A 16,424-nucleotide genomic window follows, 5' to 3' on the forward strand; every position below is an offset into this window, starting at 1 on the left:
CATGGGAGAATTAATCAATGCATAAAGAATCACCTATTATTCGTCGTAAATCGACACGAATTTATGTGGGTAATGTACCTATTGGCGATGGTGCTCCTATCGCAGTACAGTCGATGACGAATACACGAACGACAGACGTAGAAGCGACTGTTCGCCAGATAAAATCTCTGGAGCGTGTAGGGGTGGATATTGTTCGTGTTTCTGTACCTACAATGGATGCTGCGGAAGCATTCAAATTAATTAAGCAACAAGTTAATGTGCCTTTAGTGGCCGATATCCATTTTGATTATCGTATCGCATTAAAAGTCGCTGAATATGGCGTTGATTGTTTGCGTATCAATCCAGGTAATATCGGTAGTGAAGAGCGTATTCGCCAAGTTGTTGATTGTGCTCGTCATAACAATATTCCTATTCGTATTGGTGTAAACGGTGGGTCACTTGAAAAAGATATTCAAGAGAAATATGGAGAACCTACACCTGAAGCGTTAGTTGAATCAGCAATGCGCCATGTTGATATCCTTGAAAGACTTAATTTTGAACAATTTAAAATTAGTGTAAAAGCTTCGGATGTTTTCCTCGCTGTTGATTCTTACCGTTTATTAGCGAAAAAAATAGATCAACCTCTGCATCTTGGGATCACCGAAGCGGGTGGAGCAAGAGCAGGATCGGTTAAATCTGCGATTGGCCTTGGGATCTTATTATCAGAAGGTATTGGCGATACATTAAGGATCTCATTGGCGGCCGATCCGGTTGAAGAAGTTAAAGTTGGTTTTGATATCTTAAAATCATTACGTATTCGCTCTCGCGGAATTAACTTTATTGCTTGCCCAACGTGTTCCCGTCAAGAATTTGATGTTATTGGAACCGTCAACGAATTAGAGCAACGTTTGGAAGATATCATCACACCTATGGATGTTTCTATTATTGGTTGTGTTGTTAATGGACCAGGTGAAGCTGAAGTTTCAACATTAGGTGTAACGGGCGCTAAAACACGTAGCGGTTTTTATGAAGATGGTGTGAGACAAAAAGAGCGTCTTGATAACGTTAATATGATTGATTTATTAGAAGCAAAAATTCGCGCTAAAGCATCAATGCTGGATGACAATATGCGTATAAATATAAATCAATTGGACAAATAATGCTCAAAAAACTGGCTCATTGATTAATGAGCCAGTTTTACTATTGATTTCACGTTGAATACTGATTGATTTCGCTTCTATAATCAGCCTAACAATCAATTAATAACTATTAGAGAAGAAAAGTGGCCCAAAAAATCCAAGCCATTCGTGGTATGAACGACTATCTACCTGCTGACACTCGTGTATGGCAGAAAATTGAAAATACGCTAAAACAAATTTTAGCGGGTTACGGCTTTAGTGAAATCAGAACACCTATCGTAGAGCATACCCCTCTATTTCAGCGAGCAATTGGTGAAGTGACCGATGTTGTTGAAAAAGAAATGTATACTTTTACCGATCGTGGTGAAGATGCCCAAAGTCTGACATTACGCCCAGAAAATACAGCAGGTTGTGTTCGTGCGGGTATCGAGCATGGTTTGCTTTATAATCAAGAACAGCGTTTATGGTATTTAGGGCCAATGTTTCGTTATGAGCGTCCTCAAAAAGGGCGTTATCGCCAATTCCATCAGTTAGGTGCAGAGGTCTTTGGCCTACAAGGCCCTGATATTGATGCAGAATTAATTATGCTGACTGCGCGCTGGTGGAAAGCGTTAGGTATTGCAGATCATGTAACATTAGAACTTAATTCTATTGGTTCATTAGAAGCGCGCGCTAAATATCGTGAAGCGTTAGTCGCTTTCTTAGAGCAGCATGTCGATAAGTTAGATGAAGACTGCAAACGTCGTATGTATTCTAACCCATTACGTGTTTTAGACTCAAAAAATCCAGAAATTCAGACTTTATTGAATGATGCGCCTGAACTTTTCGATTATCTTGATGACGAATCAAGAGCGCATTTTGATGGTCTTTGTGCCTTATTGGACGCTGTCGGTATTACATACCGTGTTAATCAGCGTTTAGTTCGTGGGTTAGACTATTATAACCGTACTGTCTTTGAGTGGGTAACTAGCGCATTAGGTTCACAAGGAACAGTGTGTGCGGGTGGCCGTTATGATGGGCTTGTGAAGCAACTTGGTGGACATCCGACACCAGCAGTTGGTTTTGCTATGGGGATGGAGCGCATGATCTTATTAGTTCAAGCGGTTAATCCTGAATTTGTTGCAGATACTAATGTCGCTGATGTTTATCTCGCTTCATTTGGTGAAAAGAGCCAAAGTGCAGCATTAATGCTGGCTGAAGAAATTCGTGATCAATTACCAACATTACGTTTAATGACGAATCATGGTAATGGTAACTTTAAAAAGCAGTTAGGACGTGCTGATAAACAAGGCGCTAAAATTGCTTTGATTTTAGGCGAAGATGAAATTAATGCCGGCACTGTTGCAGTGAAAGATTTGCGTTCAGGGGAACAAACAATCGTTGCTCGCAATGACCTCGCTCAGCAATTGACTCTGTTATTAGGTTAAGGAGAGACTTGTGGAAGTTTATAGCACCGAAAACGAACAAGTTGATGCAATTAAGCAGTTCTTTAAAAACTACGGTTTAACTATTGTTTTAGCCGCAGTTATTGGTTTTGGTGGTGTATTTGGTTGGAAATATTGGCAATCACACCAAACAAATCGCCTGCAAGAAAGTGCAGGTGCTTTTGCAACAGTCAGTGAGGCACTTGCTAAGCCTACGCCTGAAAATATTGCATTAGCTGAAAAGTTTGTTGCTGAAACTAATGATATTTATGGCGCTTTAGCTTCATTAGAATTAGCCCAAATTGCTATCGATGCTAATGATTTGGTCAGTGGTGAACGTCATCTAACTAATGCGGTGGCAAAAGTAAAAGATGACGCATTTGCAGATATGCTTAATCTTCGTTTAGCTCGCGTACAATTAGCATTAGATAAAACAGATGCTGCTTTAGTTTCGTTAGAGCAAGTGAAGGGCAAAGCATGGAATGGAATGAAAAATTATATCCGTGGTGATGTCTTAGCGAAGAAAGGCGATAATGCAGGTGCTGCAACCGCTTATCGTAGCGCGTTAACTGATGAAAATGCGGGTGCTATTCGCTCACTGGTTGAACTTAAACTCAATAATTTATCCAATTAAAGGGATCTTCAGACATGCAACTGCGTAAAACTCTCCTGGTTGGTCTACTAGCATCTGCTTTGTTGGCAGGATGTTCTAGTGAACAGGACAATGTGACAATGTCTCCATTGCCTGAGGTGCAAAGCCAATTTACACCTAAAGCTGTTTGGGACAAATCAGTTGGAAATGGTATTGGTAAATACTATTCTCACTTGTCACCAACATGGGATAGCGCAGTTATTTATGTCGCTGATCGCCATGGTTTAGTTAAAGCATTAGATGTAGAAACAGGTAAAGAGCTTTGGTCGCAAGATCTCTCTATTAAAACCGGTTTTCTTTCATCCAATGAGTCTGCATTACTTTCTGGTGGATTAACAGTTTCAGGCACTCGCGTTTTTGTGGGAACTGAAAAAGCGAAAGTATATGCACTGAACACTGAAGATGGCTCCATTGATTGGGAAACAGATGTTGCTGGTGAAGCTATTTCAAAACCTGTTGTTAGTGATGGTCTAGTACTTATTCATACTAGTAATGGCATGTTGCAAGGACTTGACTTATTAAGTGGTGAGATTTCTTGGACTATTAACTTAGACACTCCATCATTATCTCTTCGTGGCGAGTCTGCTCCTGCTGTCGCTTATGGCGCAGCGATTATTGGTGCGGATAATGGTCGCGTTAGTGCCGTTGTTCTTTCTCAAGGACAATTGATTTGGCAACAAAATATTTCACAAATTAAAGGCTCTACTGAAATTAGCCGATTAAATGATGTGGATATCACTCCGATTATTGATGAAAATACTGTTTATGCAATGGCATATAACGGTAATTTAGTTAGCCTTGATATGCGTTCGGGACAAATTCTTTGGAAACGTGATTTAGGCTCAGTCAATGATATGGTGCTGTTGGGTGATAATCTTTACCTCGTTGACCAAAATGATAGAGTTTTATCTGTGCGTAAATCTGATGGTGTGACATTATGGACACAAGAAGATTTATTGCATCGTAATTTAACTGCTCCTGCTATTTTTGATGGTTATTTAGTGGTTGGTGATGCAGAAGGTTATCTCCATTGGATCGATACCAACACAGGTAAATTTATTGCACAAAACCAAGTGAATAGTTCAGGTTTATTAAGCCGCCCTCAAGCGGTACAAGATAAACTGATGATCCAAGCTCGTGACGGTAAGCTTTATCTTTATAGTCGGTAATTAATTGCTGACAAATCTATTTATTTTACGGCTCCTTTAAAGGAGCCGTTTCGTCTTTTTAGTAATTACATGTAAAATACAATCAGGTTTGTGATTGTATTTTTATGAGGCATCAAAAAATGATACCCGTTATTGCCTTAGTAGGGCGCCCTAACGTGGGTAAATCCACGTTATTTAATCGACTAACACGCACAAGAGACGCATTAGTTGCTGATTTTCCAGGCCTCACCCGTGACCGTAAATATGGTCGAGCAGAGTTAGAAGGCGAAGAATTTATTATTATTGATACTGGCGGTATTGATGGTGCTGAAGAGGGCGTTGAAACGCATATGGCATCACAATCGCTACAGGCTATTCAAGAAGCCGATATCGTACTGTTTTTAGTTGATGCTCGCGCGGGGTTGATGCCAGCAGACCAAGGTATTGCAAAACACCTTCGTGGTGTTGAGAAAAAAACGTATTTAGTTGCGAATAAAACTGACGGTATTGATATTGATACAGCATTAGCTGATTTTTACTCTTTAGGATTAGGTGAAATCTTCCCAATTGCGGCATCTCATGGTCGTGGTGTAGCTCAATTGATTGAACAAGCGCTATTACCAATTACGGGTAAAGTGGTGGAAGAAGAAGTTGAGCTGACGGAAGAAGAAGAGAATGCAGCTTATTGGGCTGCATTAGAAGCAGAACAACAAGCACAGGCGTTAGAAGAGGAAGAAGATGATTTTGACCCTTCTACATTACCGGTAAAATTGGCGATTGTTGGTCGTCCTAATGTTGGAAAATCAACACTGACAAACCGTATGCTTGGTGAAGAGCGTGTGGTTGTTTACGATATGCCGGGTACAACGCGTGACAGTATTTATATCCCAATGGAACGAGATGAGAAAGAATATATCATTATCGATACTGCGGGTGTTCGTAAACGCGGTAAAGTAAAAGAAACAGTAGAAAAATTCTCTGTTATCAAAACATTACAAGCCATTGAAGACGCTAACGTTGCATTGCTGGTTATTGATGCCCGTGAAGGTATTTCAGATCAGGATCTTTCATTATTAGGCTATATCCTGAATGCAGGTCGTTCATTAGTTATTGCTGTCAATAAATGGGATGGCATGACACAAGACGATCGCGAACAAGTAAAAGCAATGCTTGATCTTAAACTAGGCTTTGTTGACTTTGCACGTGTTCACTTTATTTCTGCATTACATGGAAGTGGCGTGGGTAATCTTTTTGAATCAATTCAAGAAGCTTATGTCTGTGCAACCCGTCGTGTCGGGACTTCTATGCTAACTCGTATCATGAAAATGGCAGAAGATGATCATCAGCCACCGATTGTGCGCGGACGTCGTGTAAAAATGAAATATGCACATGCTGGTGGTTATAATCCACCTGTTGTGGTTATCCATGGTAATCAGGTAACTGATTTACCAGATAGCTATAAGCGCTATTTGATGAACTATTTCCGTCGTACTTTGCAAGTTATGGGTACGCCAATCCGTATTCAATTTAAAGAGGGTGAAAACCCTTATGCGGATAAGAAAAATAAATTAACACAATCTCAATTGCGTAAACGTAAGCGTTTAATGTCGCACTTAAAGAAATCTAAATAAGTTAATTTAGCATCCAAACATAAAAACTGAGTTCAACTTATAATGAACTCAGTTTTTTTATACCTAGAATTTATTGATTAGCTAGCATTTTTTCTATCATGAGTTGAGCAACAATGGCTTGTTCTCCACTTGTCGATGGTTCTGTATCATTCGTCACACATTCAATAAAGTGTTCCACAGCCCCAATAAAACCCCGTTGTAATAAAATGGGTTCCCAATTTCCTGGATGTTTTTCAGTGAGTCTATTTCTGCTTTCACTGCGCCATAAATTCATATTTGTAATTTGGTGGATTGCATCTTCACTAACGGCAATAACCTGCTCTTGCTGGCTTCCTGCTTTTCTATGCATTGATGTCGTTACCCAGCAATCGTTGATTTTTAAATGGTGTTCTGCATAAAACAGTGTATTTTCTTTTGTTTGAATAATACTACCACTTAATAACTCAGCGTTTGAACCTGCTAACCAAAGCGCTGTATCAACAACATGTAAATAGTCATCAAGCAAGGTAAAACGTGTTTCTTTAGGGCCGACACTATCGCATCGATGTTTATCAATTCTTAAAGAAGAAAGGTGGGTAATATTCTGTTTTAAAGCGTGATAAAAAGGCGCAAAACGACGATTAAAACCTACCATGAGTTTTTTATTTTTTTTAGCAGCAAGTTCAATCAATGCCTCAGATTGGTGAATATGTTCTGTTAAAGGTTTATCAACATAAACATGTACACCTGCATTTAATAAATACTCTATGACTTCAAAATGACTTGAAGTTGCGCTATGCACAAATATCGCATCACACTGTTGGGCTAAGGCACTTAAACTAGTGAATAAAGGGATACGATAAGCGGCACAAATTATATTCCCTTTTTCCTGATTAGGTGAAAATGCGCCTATCAATTCCCACTTAGACGCTTTAGTTAAAATAGGCAGATAAACTTTTTGTGCAATTGCTCCTAAACCAACTATACCAATACGCAGTTTTCCCATCATAACCTTCTTATTTTTTCAATGTGTTATCAGTTAAGACAAGTAAAAAGTAGGAATGTTACTCATATTATCGTGCTATTCCATAAACAATACTTCAAAACCAGCAAGGTGCTGAGAAAAATTGACTATGCCGATTATAATAACGCTGATAATGCTACCCTGATACATTATTTGAAGAGTAAAAGTACTATCATTTCAATGGGATTAAACTTCATAAAAAATTAATTATTTCTTTAAAAAAACAGCTAAAATGCAATTGATTTTTATTCGTCTTAATGAGCTATTACTTTGAAAAAAACGATCATCATTGCATCAATTTTTATGCTTTCTGCTTGTACAACACCTGAAAAATGGGAAGCAAAAACCACAAATCCATCACCATTAGATATTGCTAAGCATATGTGTATGCAAGAAGCTAAAGCACAATATCCAGAGAAATATGTGGCTTCAAGCCAGCCTTCTTTTGCTCCTATTAGTATAAATGGTAAAGATATTCCGAATTCTGGTGCAAGAGCCTCTCTTCCTTCTGATGTTAATGAATGGAAACGTAAAGACTATTTCAATACCTGTATGAGAGCAGAAGGGTGGGTAAACAAAAATAAAGTTACAGGTTTACTGGCTTTTTTGTTTAATTGATTTTAGAAAATATTTGTTATTAAACTTCTCGTTTGATTCTAATAAAGCCACATTTTTAATATGGCTTTATCAATAATAAAGTAATTAAATATGTTACACCCACTCTTTTTGGATCAAGAAGTCACTGTATAATTTTGCTTCTTGGGTATTTGGTTCTGGCGAGTAATCATATTCAAAACGGACTAAAGGTGGCATAGACATTAAAATTGATTCTGTTCTTCCACCGCTTTGCAAACCAAATAATGTGCCTCTATCCCACACTAAATTGAATTCAACATAGCGACCACGGCGATAGAGTTGAAACTGGCGTTCTCGTTCACCCCAATGCATTGATTTGCGTTTTTCAACAATAGGTAAATAGGCATCAAGATAACCAAGTCCAACGTGTTGGACAAACTCGAAACAGTGGTCAAAATCTGGGGTATTTAAATCATCAAAGAAAAGGCCACCTACACCACGAGGTTCATTGCGGTGTTTAATATAAAAGTAATCATCACACCATTTTTTATAACGAGGGTAATAATCTTCACTAAAAGGAGCACAAACAGATTTAGCAACTTTATGCCAATGAATAACGTCTTCTTCAAATCCATAATAAGGTGTTAAGTCAAAGCCGCCACCAAACCACCAAACTGGATCCTCACCTTCTTTTTCAGCAATAAAAAAACGAACATTGGCATGAGAAGTCGGAATATAAGGATTAATAGGGTGAATAACTAATGAAACCCCCATTGCTTGAAAGCGACGTCCTGCTAATTCGGGGCGATGAGCAGTGGCTGATTTCGGTAAGGTGTCGCCATAGACATGTGAAAAATTGACGCCAGCTTGTTCGAAAAGAGCACCATTGGTTAAAACACGAGTACGGCCACCACCACCTTCTTTTCTTTCCCAGGTATCTTGCTGAAAAGTGGATTTTTGGTCTATATTTTCAAGCGAGTGGCAAATGGTATCTTGTAGTGATAAGAAAAATTCTTTAACGCGATGAATATCAGGTAAACTCATAATAACCTACAATTTTTATCATATTTATTAAAAATAGAACTTCATATCGTCTATGTTCTCATTTTCAAGTTGATTCATAAACTAAACAAGCGATAATAAATTCAGATTTATATGACTAATAATGGGCAAAGCCATGGAAATACGTGTATTTCGCCAAGATGATTTTGAGGCAATTATTACACTTTGGGAGCGTTGCGATTTGATATCGCCTGATAACGATCCTGAAATTGATATTGAAAGAAAATTAAACCACTCACCCGATTTATTTTTGATAGCAGAAGTGTCAGGTGAGCTTGTAGGCACTGTGATGGGAGGCTACGATGGTCATCGTGGCTCTTTATACTATTTAGCTGTTCATCCAGACTTTCGAGGAAGAGGCATTGCGAATGCATTGATCTCTCGATTAGAGAAAAAGCTGATTGCGAAAGGATGCCCTCAAATTACATTAGTTGTACCAGAAGAAAATGATGCAACAATTTGTATGTTTGAGAAGTTATTGTATGAAGATCAAAACCAAGAAAGCACAACATATACTAAGCGATTAATTGTTGATCAGGATTTCGATCTTTAATTGTGTTTAAAACCCCTGATATCTTTAGGGGTTATTTCTCTTCATTTTATATTTCTCTCTTTCTCTTTGTTTTTATTCTTACGTTTGTACTTCTTATTTTATGTGTAAAATCTGATATTGCTTTTTCTGTGGAACAAAATGTTATGTTGATGGTCGTAACTAGGCTTTCTTTTCATGTGGTTATCTAAGATCAAATCAGTATATATTTTGTTATGCTGGCTTATTGTGACTGTTTTAGCCTGATGTTTGAGACAATACAAAGAGTAAGATAAGGTGTGCTTAATAACCTCAATATCTATTTTAATGCGTGACGAAAAAGTTTAACGGAGAAATAAATGATGCCTAAGTTTTGGTTACCCTTGTGTTTAAGCACAAGTGTTTTGCTATTAAGTGGCTGTTCATCCATGGGAGGAATGTCTTTTTCTGCACTAAATCCGATGAATTGGTTCTCAAATGATACATTAACCGTTTCTGATAATGGATTAGGAAATATCACTCGCTCAACAAAAATAACAGAAAGTGAAATAAAAAATGAGTTAGGTGGGCGCTTCAATTACCGTGAAGGTATGGAGATGCAAGGTAATGACATTATTGTTGTAGTACAAGCACTAAAAGATAATAAAGTTCAAGTGGCTTTCTATGGCAAAGAAAAAAGTACCGTTGAAAAAATAGAAGTCTTTGATGACAAGGCAATGACTGATTGGGGTATAACGATAGGTACACCATTTAAAGATATTTATAAGAAAGCATTTGGTGCGTGTAGCAAAGGTCCTAAAGATGAAAAGCAGAGAACCATTTTGTGCCAATCTGCAGAAGCTAAATCGGTAAGTTATGTCTTTAGTGGCCAATGGGATGGTCCCGACGGATTAATGCCACCTGATGAAGTTTTATCTAACTGGACATTAACGCAAATTATTTGGCTTAATAAATCGCGTTAACGCTATTCCTTATAAAATAAGGAATAGTTTATAACCAGACTGTCCGATTTTTGTTAAAAGGCAAATATTCAGGAAAAAATATTCGATATAATCAACATCATTCTGGGTGTTTTGATTATTGATTAGGAAAGCAATATGTCTCATGCACAAAGTGGCATTTTAGTCGCACATAGTAAATTTGGTCTTTTTATCGAAGCAATGGTCGTAGGTGAATTAGAAGCTCTGCGTGAAGGGTGCCAGAAATTCATGCAATCATTATCTGATTTACAAAAGCAATTTCCTGATGCATCACTAGGCGCAGTTGTTGCATTTGGATCTGATTTGTGGAAAAAACTTTCCGATGAAAATAGCGCTCCAGAGCTGAAACCTTTTCGTCCTTTAGGTAAAGGTTTAGCGCCTGCAACACAACGCGACCTCCTTATTCATATTCAATCTATGCGTCATGATGTGAATTTTTCGCTAGCTCAAGCTGCAATTGCTGCTTTTGGTGATGCAATTAAAGTTGAAGAAGAAATTCATGGTTTCCGTTGGATAGAAGAGCGCGATTTAAGTGGTTTCATTGATGGTACAGAAAACCCACAAGATGATGAACGTTATGGCGTTGCATTAATTAATGATGGTGTTGATGCTGGTGGTAGCTATGTTTTAGTTCAACGCTATGAGCATAACCTGAAAAAATGGGCTCGTTTTAGTGAATCAGACCAAGAAAAAATGATTGGTCGTACTAAAAAAGACAGTGTTGAGCTTGATGAGTCTGAGCGTAATGTGACATCTCACGTTTCTCGTGTTGTGATTGAAGAAGACGGTGAAGAGTTAGCGATTTTACGTCACAGCCTACCTTATGGTACTGCAAGCGGTAAACATGGTTTATATTTCTTAGCTTATTGTGGTCGTTTATATAACATCGAGCAGCAATTATTAAGCATGTTTGGTGAATTAGACGGCAAACATGACGACCTATTACGTATGAGTAAGCCTGTAACAGGGAGTTATTACTTCGCACCTTCTTATGAAGTATTAAATGCATTGTAATCATTATCTAGTGTTACATATGTTTTATTAATGAAATGCCCGCGTTGAAAGCGGGCATTTTTGTCTTTTCTTTTTCAGATTACATAGTATTTTTAAATTACATAGTAATTGATGCAAATTTAATTAATTAGCCTGAGTTTTATTTATTTTTAATAACTTGTGGTTATATCAAATAACAAAAGCTAACTACACTGTTATAAATAAAGTCGATAGAGTAACCATTAGAATAAAACTTACAATGATGGGTACTTTTGATGAAGAAAAACACAATCAAAACCTTTGCATTACAAGCAACCGCCGCATTATCTTTGGTTGTTAGTAGTTATGCAGGGGCGGCTCAATTACTTAATAGCTCTTACGATATCGCAAGAGAGCTATTCACACAGCTAAATAGCGATTTTAAAGCACAGTGGGATGCTCAACATCCTGATGATAAAGTCACCATCAAACAATCACATGCAGGCTCTTCTAAGCAAGCACTTGCAATATTGCAAGGTTTACCTGCAGATGTAGTGACCTATAACCAAGTTACTGATGTGCAAATTTTGCATGATAAAGGCAAATTAATTCCGGCTGATTGGCAACAACGTCTTCCTAATAATAGCTCGCCTTATTATTCCACCATGGCGTATTTAGTACGTAAAGGAAATCCCAAAAACATTACTTCATGGGAAGATTTAACGCGTGACGATGTCAAAGTTGTTTTCCCTAATCCCAAAACCTCAGGTAATGGTCGTTATACCTATTTAGCGGCGTGGGGGGCTTTTGAAAAAGCTTATGGTAACGATGAGAAAACACAAGAAGCGATGAAAAAATTCCTCAAAAATGTTGAGGTCTTTGATACAGGCGGTCGTGGCGCAACAACTTCTTTTATTGAACGTGGGCTTGGAGATGTTCTGATCAGTTTTGAATCTGAAGTTAATAATATTCGTCAACAATATGGTGAAGATGAATATCAAGTTATTGTGCCACCTGTTGATATTTTAGCGGAGTTTCCCGTCGCTTGGATTGATAAAAATGTTCAACGTAACGACACCGAAGCGCTGGCAAAAGCCTATCTAAATTATTTATACAGCCCTAAAGCACAAGAGATCATCACACAATTTAATTATCGCGTAAATGATAAGGCCGTTATGGCTAAAAAAGTAGCACAGTTTCCAACAACGTCACTATTTACGGTTGAAGAGGTGTTTGGTGACTGGAATAACGTGATGAAAACACATTTCACGACCGATGGCATGCTTGATAAATTGTTAGCGCAAGGACGTCAATAATGTTTACCGCAACCAGTAAACGGGTATTACCGGGATTTGGATTAAGTTTAGGTGGAACACTGTTTTATACCTGCTTGATCTTACTGCTACCAATGAGTGCGCTGGTTGTGCAACTTTCTGATATGAGTTGGTCCCAATATTGGGCGGTGATAACGCATCCTCAAATTGTGGCCGCTTATAAAGTCACGTTATTAGCAGCAGCTGTTGCCAGTATTTTTAATGCTATTTTCGGTATGTTGCTTGCGTGGATCATTACTCGTTACCGTTTTCCGGGAAGACAACTACTTGATGGCTTAATGGATTTACCTTTTGCTTTACCTACGGCTGTTGCTGGTTTGACACTCGCAACACTTTTTTCAACACAAGGCTGGTACGGTTTTGTATTGGATAAATTTGATATCAAAGTCATTAATACATGGATTGGTATTGCCGTTGCTATGGCTTTTACCAGTTTACCTTTTGTCGTAAGAACTGTTCAGCCAGTTCTTGAAGAGTTAGGCCCTGAGTATGAAGAAGCGGCTGAAACATTAGGAGCAAGTCGTTGGCAGACTTTTCGTAAGGTTGTATTACCTGAGTTATCACCAGCACTAATAGCGGGAACTGCGCTCTCTTTTACGCGCAGTTTAGGCGAGTTTGGCGCCGTTATTTTTATTGCTGGTAATATTGCATGGCAAACGGAAGTCGTTTCTTTGATGATTTTTATTCGATTGCAAGAATTTGATTATCCTGCGGCAAGTGCTGTTGCTTCTGTGATTTTACTTGTTTCATTAGTCTTACTGTTTTCAATTAATGGATTACAAAGCCGATTTGGTCAACGGTTGAGGGGGCATTGATGTCAGATATTATGCAACAACGCTCGGTATATCGTCGCCAAATTGATTGGATAAAGTGGGGATTAATCCTTACAGGTGTTGTGTTATCCATTTTATTTTTGGTTGTGCCTATTGCGTGGATCTTTATGACCGCGTTTTCAAAAGGCGTTGAAGTATTTAGTGAGAACTTATTAGACAGTGATATGTTACATGCTGTCTGGTTAACCGTACTTATCGCGTTAATCACTGTACCTGTCAATATGTTGTTCGGTGTCAGTATGGCATGGCTTGTTACGCGTTTTCGTTTTCCGGGGCGTCAGTTATTAATGACATTGATTGACATTCCATTTGCTGTGTCTCCTGTTGTTGCTGGATTACTCTATCTGCTTTTTTACGGTAGCAATGGCTGGGCTGGGCAGTGGCTATCACAATTTGATATCCAACTGATGTTCTCATGGCCTGGAATGGTATTAGTTACGGTATTTGTCACTTGCCCTTTTGTAGTGAGAGAGCTAGTGCCGGTGATGATGAGCCAAGGTAGCCAAGAAGATGAAGCTGCTGTGTTATTAGGTGCAAGTGGCTGGAAGATGTTTTGGCGAGTGACATTACCAAATATTCGCTGGGCACTGTTATATGGCGTGGTATTAACCAATGCCAGAGCTATCGGTGAATTTGGTGCAGTGTCTGTGGTATCTGGGGCTATTCGTGGTGAAACTTATTCACTACCGTTACAAGTTGAGTTACTGCATCAAGATTACAATACTGTTGGTGCATTTACTGCGGCCGCATTACTCGCGATGATGGCAATTTTTACCTTAATGTTTAAAAGTGCTTTGCAATGGCATTTGGCCCGTCAGCAATGAACATCATTATTTACACAAAGTAGAGGCAAAATATGAGTATTGAAATTAATAGTGTCACAAAATATTTTGATCGCACTGAAGTGTTGCATGATGTCACCCTCGATGTGGCTTCCGGTGAAATGGTGGCACTATTAGGGCCTTCAGGATCAGGTAAAACAACACTCTTGCGTATTATTGCCGGTCTGGAACATCAAACCCAAGGAAGTATTCGTTTCGAAGGACTGGATGTTAGCCAATTACATGCGAGAGATCGCAAAGTTGGCTTTGTTTTTCAGCACTATGCACTATTTCGCCATATGACTGTATTTGAGAATATTGCTTTTGGTTTAACGGTATTACCTCGACGAGAGCGCCCGAACAAAGAAGCAATTCATAAAAAAGTGCAGCAGTTGTTAGAGATGATCCAATTGCCTCATTTAGCGCAACGTTATCCAGCACAATTATCTGGGGGGCAAAAACAGCGCGTGGCTTTAGCAAGAGCTTTGGCTGTTGAACCTCAAATTTTATTACTTGATGAACCTTTTGGCGCTTTAGATGCAAAAGTAAGAACAGAATTGCGTCGTTGGTTACGTGAATTGCATGAAGAGCTTAAATTTACCAGTGTCTTTGTCACGCATGATCAACAAGAAGCAATGGAAGTGGCTGATCGCATTGTGATTATGGGAAATGGTAAAATAGAGCAAGTAGGAACACCTCAAGAAGTATGGCAATCACCAAAGAGTCGCTTTGTTTTAGAATTTTTAGGTGATGTGAATCATCTAAAAGGTGAAATTAATGGCGCTCAATTACAGATTGGGGGATATCACTTGCCATTATCTGTGACACCGCTTTATCAAGGTTCAGTCGATGTGTTTTTACGTCCTTGGGAAATTGCATTAAGTGTACATGCTAATAGTGTTTGCCGATTACCGGTTAGGGTTATTGAGGTATCTCCTAAAGGGCATTATTGGCAGTTAATTTTACAACCATTAGAATGGAGTGAAACACCTATTACAGCGGTTTGGAATGATGCTTCTTCGGCACCAACAAAAGGGAATACCTATTATATGGGAGGTGCCCAAGCTCGCTTATATACGGGGAATACACCCTTAAATACGGTATCGTTGGCTTATACCGCTTAATTTCATTATTAATCTATCGCTAATTTCACTATTTTTCACCCATGCTCATTTCTGGCGTGGGTGTTTTGGTTTCTATGAAAGCGAAGAGACTTATCGAATTACATTAATATTATTGCGTTAATAAGTTAAATGTGATTTCTTCATTAGTACAGACAAATAAATGAGCAGGAACTTATTGTGGCAGGGTTAGAACAATTTATTGGTAATACACCATTAGTAAAACTACAACGACTTACACAAGAGGTGGACGCTGAAATCTGGGTTAAACTTGAAGGTAATAATCCCGCAGGTTCAGTAAAAGACAGAGCTGCATTATCAATGATTGAACAAGCCGAATTACGTGGTGAAATAAAACCAGGTGATACGCTAATTGAAGCAACTAGTGGTAATACAGGGATTGCCTTAGCGATGATTGCAGCGGTAAAAGGTTACCGTTTAAAGTTGTTAATGCCTGAGAATATGAGTAAAGAGCGTCAAGCTTCTATGCAAGCTTATGGCGCAGAATTGATTTTAGTGAGTCGTGAAGTTGGTATGGAAGGTGCGCGAGATCTCGCACAACAGATGGAACGACAAGGTGAAGGTAAGGTATTAGACCAATTTAATAATTCAGATAATCCAAGAGCGCATTTTATTTCTACTGGCCCTGAAATTTGGCAACAAACACAAGGCCGTATTACACATTTTGTTTCGAGTATGGGAACAACGGGGACAATTACGGGTGTGGGCAGTTACTTAAAAACACAATCTGATAGTGTGCAAGTGATAGGTCTTCAGCCGGAAGAAAAAAGTCAAATTCCGGGGATTCGTCGTTGGTCTCCTGCTTATTTACCCGGTATCTTTAAAAAAGAGCTGGTGGATAGTGTGATAGATATGTCACAAACAGAAGCAGAATCAACGATGCGCCTTTTAGCCAGTCAGGAGGGTATCTTCTGTGGTGTAAGCTCAGGAGGGGCTGTCGCTGGCGCTTTGCGCGTTGCAAAGGAGAACCCAGGAGCGGTGATTGTTGCAATTATTTGTGATAGAGGTGATCGTTATTTATCAACAGGCGTTTTTGGCTAACTTTACTAATACTCGTCACACTTCAAGTTGTAGCGTTGTTGACTGCGTTCATTCGCACTAGCCACATACTTGTGTATGCTCTTAGCGACTCGTTCACTTGTCGCTTAGCTACACCTTGAATTATTTAGAGTAAGAACATCGTCGAATGAATTAGCGTA

At 38.8% G+C, this 16,424-nt stretch carries 16 protein-coding genes; 14 read left to right on the top strand and 2 right to left on the bottom strand.

The annotated features are described in order from the left end of the window. The first annotated feature begins 17 nt into the window (after positions 1–17). From ispG to der, 5 genes are all read left to right on the top strand, one after another. Complete coding sequence (gene ispG / locus DK858_RS04565; RefSeq protein ID WP_006533429.1) at positions 18–1,139, top strand: flavodoxin-dependent (E)-4-hydroxy-3-methylbut-2-enyl-diphosphate synthase; 1,122 nt, start codon at positions 18–20, stop codon at positions 1,137–1,139. 122 nt (positions 1,140–1,261) lie between these two features. Beyond that, on the top strand, positions 1,262–2,545 hold the full coding sequence (gene hisS, locus DK858_RS04570) for a histidine--tRNA ligase (RefSeq protein ID WP_109396390.1): 1,284 nt from the start codon (positions 1,262–1,264) through the stop codon (positions 2,543–2,545). A 10-nt stretch (positions 2,546–2,555) separates the two neighbouring features. Beyond that, the gene (locus tag DK858_RS04575) at positions 2,556–3,176 is read left to right on the top strand and encodes a YfgM family protein (protein WP_109396391.1); all 621 of its coding nucleotides are present in this window, start codon (positions 2,556–2,558) and stop codon (positions 3,174–3,176) included. A 14-nt stretch (positions 3,177–3,190) separates the two neighbouring features. Then, positions 3,191–4,363, top strand: a complete 1,173-nt coding sequence (gene bamB, locus DK858_RS04580; protein ID WP_109396392.1) for an outer membrane protein assembly factor BamB — start codon at positions 3,191–3,193, stop codon at positions 4,361–4,363. 119 nt (positions 4,364–4,482) lie between these two features. Then, positions 4,483–5,973, top strand: coding sequence for a ribosome biogenesis GTPase Der (gene der, locus DK858_RS04585; RefSeq protein ID WP_109396393.1), 1,491 nt, complete (start codon positions 4,483–4,485; stop codon positions 5,971–5,973). A gap of 70 nt (positions 5,974–6,043) precedes the next feature. Here the strand turns inward: der and DK858_RS04590 are convergent, their stop codons facing one another. Further along, positions 6,044–6,958 (bottom strand): Gfo/Idh/MocA family protein, encoded by a 915-nt coding sequence (locus DK858_RS04590; RefSeq protein WP_109396394.1) that lies wholly within the window; start codon positions 6,956–6,958, stop codon positions 6,044–6,046. A gap of 288 nt (positions 6,959–7,246) precedes the next feature. On the opposite strand from DK858_RS04590, the gene DK858_RS04595 reads away from it, so the two are divergent. Then, entirely contained in the window at positions 7,247–7,594 is a 348-nt protein-coding gene (locus tag DK858_RS04595; protein WP_228407171.1) for a hypothetical protein, read from the top strand. Positions 7,595–7,687: 93 nt separating this feature from the next. Here the strand turns inward: DK858_RS04595 and hemF are convergent, their stop codons facing one another. Further along, positions 7,688–8,596 carry an oxygen-dependent coproporphyrinogen oxidase gene (gene hemF / locus DK858_RS04600; protein WP_109396395.1) on the bottom strand — a complete coding sequence of 303 codons (909 nt, stop codon included), beginning with the start codon at positions 8,594–8,596 and terminating at the stop codon, positions 7,688–7,690. Positions 8,597–8,729: 133 nt separating this feature from the next. On the opposite strand from hemF, the gene DK858_RS04605 reads away from it, so the two are divergent. The 8 genes from DK858_RS04605 to cysM all read left to right on the top strand — a co-directional run bounded on the left by DK858_RS04605 (position 8,730) and on the right by cysM (position 16,266). Then, entirely contained in the window at positions 8,730–9,167 is a 438-nt protein-coding gene (locus tag DK858_RS04605; protein WP_072063231.1) for a GNAT family acetyltransferase, read from the top strand. A gap of 335 nt (positions 9,168–9,502) precedes the next feature. After that, the gene (locus tag DK858_RS04610) at positions 9,503–10,105 is read left to right on the top strand and encodes an RpoE-regulated lipoprotein (RefSeq protein WP_228407173.1); all 603 of its coding nucleotides are present in this window, start codon (positions 9,503–9,505) and stop codon (positions 10,103–10,105) included. A gap of 135 nt (positions 10,106–10,240) precedes the next feature. Further along, positions 10,241–11,137, top strand: coding sequence for a Dyp-type peroxidase (locus DK858_RS04615; protein WP_109396396.1), 897 nt, complete (start codon positions 10,241–10,243; stop codon positions 11,135–11,137). 254 nt (positions 11,138–11,391) lie between these two features. Next, on the top strand, positions 11,392–12,411 hold the full coding sequence (gene cysP, locus DK858_RS04620; protein WP_109396397.1) for a thiosulfate ABC transporter substrate-binding protein CysP: 1,020 nt from the start codon (positions 11,392–11,394) through the stop codon (positions 12,409–12,411). Beyond that, a complete protein-coding gene (cysT, locus tag DK858_RS04625) occupies positions 12,411–13,244 on the top strand; it encodes a sulfate/thiosulfate ABC transporter permease CysT (protein WP_109396398.1) in 834 nt (277 codons plus the stop codon). Before cysP ends, cysT begins: the two co-directional genes overlap by 1 nt. Then, the gene (gene cysW, locus DK858_RS04630; RefSeq protein WP_109396399.1) at positions 13,244–14,086 is read left to right on the top strand and encodes a sulfate/thiosulfate ABC transporter permease CysW; all 843 of its coding nucleotides are present in this window, start codon (positions 13,244–13,246) and stop codon (positions 14,084–14,086) included. The genes cysT and cysW overlap by 1 nt, the downstream gene beginning before the upstream one ends. Before the next feature lie 32 nt (positions 14,087–14,118). Then, positions 14,119–15,207 carry a sulfate/thiosulfate ABC transporter ATP-binding protein CysA gene (cysA, locus tag DK858_RS04635; protein WP_109396400.1) on the top strand — a complete coding sequence of 363 codons (1,089 nt, stop codon included), beginning with the start codon at positions 14,119–14,121 and terminating at the stop codon, positions 15,205–15,207. Positions 15,208–15,384: 177 nt separating this feature from the next. Further along, a complete protein-coding gene (cysM, locus tag DK858_RS04640; protein ID WP_109396401.1) occupies positions 15,385–16,266 on the top strand; it encodes a cysteine synthase CysM in 882 nt (293 codons plus the stop codon). The last annotated feature ends 158 nt before the right edge of the window (positions 16,267–16,424 follow it).

The sequence above is a fragment of the Proteus faecis genome, assembly GCF_003144395.1.
Taxonomy (GTDB): domain Bacteria; phylum Pseudomonadota; class Gammaproteobacteria; order Enterobacterales; family Enterobacteriaceae; genus Proteus; species Proteus faecis.

Bases quoted from the DNA above. Each gene is read 5' to 3' on its own strand.
- cysA (WP_109396400.1), top strand. From the start codon at position 14,119: ATGAGTATTGAAATTAATAGTGTCACAAAATATTTTGATCGCACTGAA.
- cysW (WP_109396399.1), top strand. From the start codon at position 13,244: ATGTCAGATATTATGCAACAACGCTCGGTATATCGTCGCCAAATTGAT.
- DK858_RS04615 (WP_109396396.1), top strand. From the start codon at position 10,241: ATGTCTCATGCACAAAGTGGCATTTTAGTCGCACATAGTAAATTTGGT.
- DK858_RS04610 (WP_228407173.1), top strand. From the start codon at position 9,503: ATGATGCCTAAGTTTTGGTTACCCTTGTGTTTAAGCACAAGTGTTTTG.
- der (WP_109396393.1), top strand. From the start codon at position 4,483: ATGATACCCGTTATTGCCTTAGTAGGGCGCCCTAACGTGGGTAAATCC.
- bamB (WP_109396392.1), top strand. From the start codon at position 3,191: ATGCAACTGCGTAAAACTCTCCTGGTTGGTCTACTAGCATCTGCTTTG.
- cysT (WP_109396398.1), top strand. From the start codon at position 12,411: ATGTTTACCGCAACCAGTAAACGGGTATTACCGGGATTTGGATTAAGT.
- cysP (WP_109396397.1), top strand. From the start codon at position 11,392: ATGAAGAAAAACACAATCAAAACCTTTGCATTACAAGCAACCGCCGCA.
- hemF (WP_109396395.1), bottom strand. From the start codon at position 8,596: ATGAGTTTACCTGATATTCATCGCGTTAAAGAATTTTTCTTATCACTA.
- DK858_RS04590 (WP_109396394.1), bottom strand. From the start codon at position 6,958: ATGGGAAAACTGCGTATTGGTATAGTTGGTTTAGGAGCAATTGCACAA.
- ispG (WP_006533429.1), top strand. From the start codon at position 18: ATGCATAAAGAATCACCTATTATTCGTCGTAAATCGACACGAATTTAT.
- DK858_RS04605 (WP_072063231.1), top strand. From the start codon at position 8,730: ATGGAAATACGTGTATTTCGCCAAGATGATTTTGAGGCAATTATTACA.